This window comes from Gallibacterium anatis DSM 16844 = F 149, from assembly GCF_000379785.1.
Taxonomy (GTDB): Bacteria; Pseudomonadota; Gammaproteobacteria; order Enterobacterales; family Pasteurellaceae; genus Gallibacterium; species Gallibacterium anatis.
This window is the reverse complement of the sequence record NZ_KB903761.1, coordinates 1-2,635: the sequence shown is the minus strand read 5'-3', so window position 1 is coordinate 2,635 and position 2,635 is coordinate 1. Positions and strand designations below refer to the sequence as shown.

Annotated in this window: 3 protein-coding genes; 1 reads left to right on the top strand and 2 read right to left on the bottom strand. The window is 45.6% G+C overall.

Translation table 11 applies throughout. The features are described from left to right. Nucleotides 1-135 precede the first annotated feature (135 nt). A complete protein-coding gene (locus A3EO_RS0112395) occupies nucleotides 136-1,164 on the bottom strand; it encodes an alpha/beta hydrolase (RefSeq protein WP_018347387.1) in 1,029 nt (342 codons plus the stop codon). Between the two features lie 301 nt (nucleotides 1,165-1,465). Here A3EO_RS0112395 and A3EO_RS0112390 point away from each other — a divergent pair, with 301 nt between their 5' ends. Then, nucleotides 1,466-2,545 carry a DEAD/DEAH box helicase family protein gene (locus tag A3EO_RS0112390; protein ID WP_018347386.1) on the top strand — a complete coding sequence of 360 codons (1,080 nt, stop codon included), beginning with the start codon at nucleotides 1,466-1,468 and terminating at the stop codon, nucleotides 2,543-2,545. A 23-nt stretch (nucleotides 2,546-2,568) separates the two neighbouring features. Here the strand turns inward: A3EO_RS0112390 and A3EO_RS13950 are convergent. Beyond that, a partial coding sequence (locus A3EO_RS13950; RefSeq protein WP_409359784.1) for an IS3 family transposase occupies nucleotides 2,569-2,635 on the bottom strand: 67 nt, incomplete at its 5' end.

Here is a 2,635-nt window from a genome sequence, read left to right as displayed (position 1 = left end):
TTGTAATCCGGGCTAAATGTTCTTCTCATCTTAATATCCTCTTTTTGTGATAGTTTACCACCTATTGAGGACTGCAAAATTAGTGTACCACTACATAGCCTAAAAGTGCGGTGGTTTTTCAGCACACTTTTTACCTTAGCGATCTAAGCCTTTCTCTTTTAACCATTGTGCCGCGAGGTCGGCGAGTTGTTGGTTGTTTTTTTCGCCCATTAGGAAATGGGAGTTGCCTTTAATGCCGATGCTTGGCAAGTGTACCAGCGTGGCATCGCCGCCGTGGCGGTTGATGGTATCGACAAATTGCTGTGCCATTGCCATTTCTGTGCCCCATTTGTCTTCACCCACGTTGTTTGAGCCGAGTTTGATGTAATCGCCATAATACAGCACGATGGGGATTTGGGTGAGTTTTAAAAAGTCGTCCATTGGCACACCCATTGCAGTGGCAGATAAGTGTTCAAAACGTGCTTTTGTGATCTTAGGCATTTCCGTTTCGGGGAAGATAAACGGCGTGCCGCCCATTGAGTGGGTTACCAAAACTGCGCCATCGGTTTGATTGACAAGTTTGGCGAGAACATCGGCGTTTAACTCGTTGTCCAAAGGCCCTGAGCCAACCGACCAGCTTTGTTGGAAGGCTTGATAGTTGGCTTCGCCTGCGGGGAATTGGGCGTTTGGCACGGGCTTGTCTTGTGCGTCAAAATGCCCAACGCGGGAGAGGATATAAAAGGTTTTGTCGCCATACATCGGGTTGCTCGCCCAAGGGGTGGCAGGGTCGAGGGCTTGGGTGGAGAGGTTGGCTTCGCCACTGCGTGGTTGATCCAGCAAATACACCGAATAGCCTTTGCGTAAAAACAAGGTGTTGAAGCCCTCTCGACCGTCTACCGTGCTTTCCCAAGTGCGTTTGGATTGTGCACCGCCGTGCTGGAAAATCAGCGGATATTTTTTCGCATTCACGGGAATTTGATAGTTCACATAGGCAAAATCGCCATAGGCACGCTGCCCATTGGGGGAGAGAAAATTCCGTTGGTTAAACTGCCCCTCGTGGGTAACATAACGCCCACCCACCGTAAAACTGCCTTGTTTTTCAATGCTGATCGGGCTGGCAAAGGCGTAGGCGGTAAATGCCAACACGGCGGAAAGAATGAGGGTGTGTTTAAATTTTGATTTCATTATTTTTTCCTGATAAATCAATAGGCTTGAGGCGGTTAGTATAAGGTTTTTGCACAGCGATGATTAGTGGGGTTTTATTGGATAAGGTTGTGAATAAAATTCAATAATTTGGGGAAGAATGGCATAAAAAAGTGCGGTGTTTTTTCATCCTTTTTTAATCATCAAATTCACAAAGGCTTTATTATGATTATTTGGTGTGAGGGATTAAAGAATTGCATCGCATCACGGGATTAAATATAATTCAAATGTTTGTGCAACGATTTTTTATAAATAAATTCAAGAAATTATCTAGGAAATAGCGATGGTTCAGCAGACAGCCCACAACCAACACCCCGAACAGCAAGCCCGTGATTTGATTGACCAAAAATTGCAACAAGCGGGCTGGGCAGTGCAATCGTTGAAGAATTTTAATCCAAACAACAGTTTGGGCGTAGCGGTGCGTGAATACCCAACTGATACAGGTCCGGTGGATTATTTGCTGTTTGTAGATAGAGAGCCTGTTGCCATTATTGAAGCTAAAGAAGAACAATTCGGGAATAAGCTCAACACGGTGGAAGAGCAAACCGCACGCTATGCTACAAGCCAATTGAAATACATTTCCCAAGCGGAAATTGCGTTTTTATACGAAAGCACAGGCGTGATTACTCGTTTTACCAACCGTAATGACCCGAACCCAAGAGCGAGAGAAGTTTTTCATTTTCACCGCCCCGAAACCCTACAAAAATGGGCAGGTGAGGGCAAAGATACCCTGCGTGCTAAGCTCAAAGCCATACCGCCGCTCAACCCCGAGCATTTGCCCGCTGTCGATCTTGGCTTGCGTGATTGCCAGCTCACCGCTATTGAAAATATGCAAACCTCATTGGCAAAAGATTTACCCCGTGCCTTAATTCAAATGGCAACAGGATCGGGCAAAACCTACACCGCCATTAGCATTATGTATCGCCTGCTCAAATACACGGGCAAACGGCGGATTTTGTTTTTGGTGGACACCGTCAATCTAGGCGAGCAAGCCGAGCAAGAAATGCTGGTATTTACCCCGCCTGACGACAACCGCAAATTCACCGAACTCTATAACACTCAAGTGATCAAATCGCCGAGCATTCCAAAAGGTGTGGAAATTTGCATTTGCACCATTCAGCGAATGTATTCCTTGCTCAAAGGCGAAGAACTCAACATTCCCGAAGACAGCACCGATCTGGAAGAATGGGAACACCGTTTAAAAGAACCCTTGCCCGTAGCCTATCAAGCCGATTTACCACCTGAATTTTTTGATTTTATCTTTATTGATGAATGCCACCGCTCCATTTATAACCTATGGCGGCAAGTGTTGGACTATTTCGATGCCTATCTCATTGGCTTAACAGCCACGCCCGATAACTGATCTGACCCCGAAAAGTTAGACTGTTATTTTAAGGACTGAATTCTGTATTGAACAGGGCTCAGTCCATTTAATTTTAATTGTATTCTTTCC

What these genes read in the sequence shown, in the direction of transcription:
- A3EO_RS0112395 (WP_018347387.1), bottom strand. Translation starts at nt 1,164, where the DNA reads ATGAAATCAAAATTTAAACACACCCTCATTCTTTCCGCCGTGTTGGCA.
- A3EO_RS0112390 (WP_018347386.1), top strand. Translation starts at nt 1,466, where the DNA reads ATGGTTCAGCAGACAGCCCACAACCAACACCCCGAACAGCAAGCCCGT.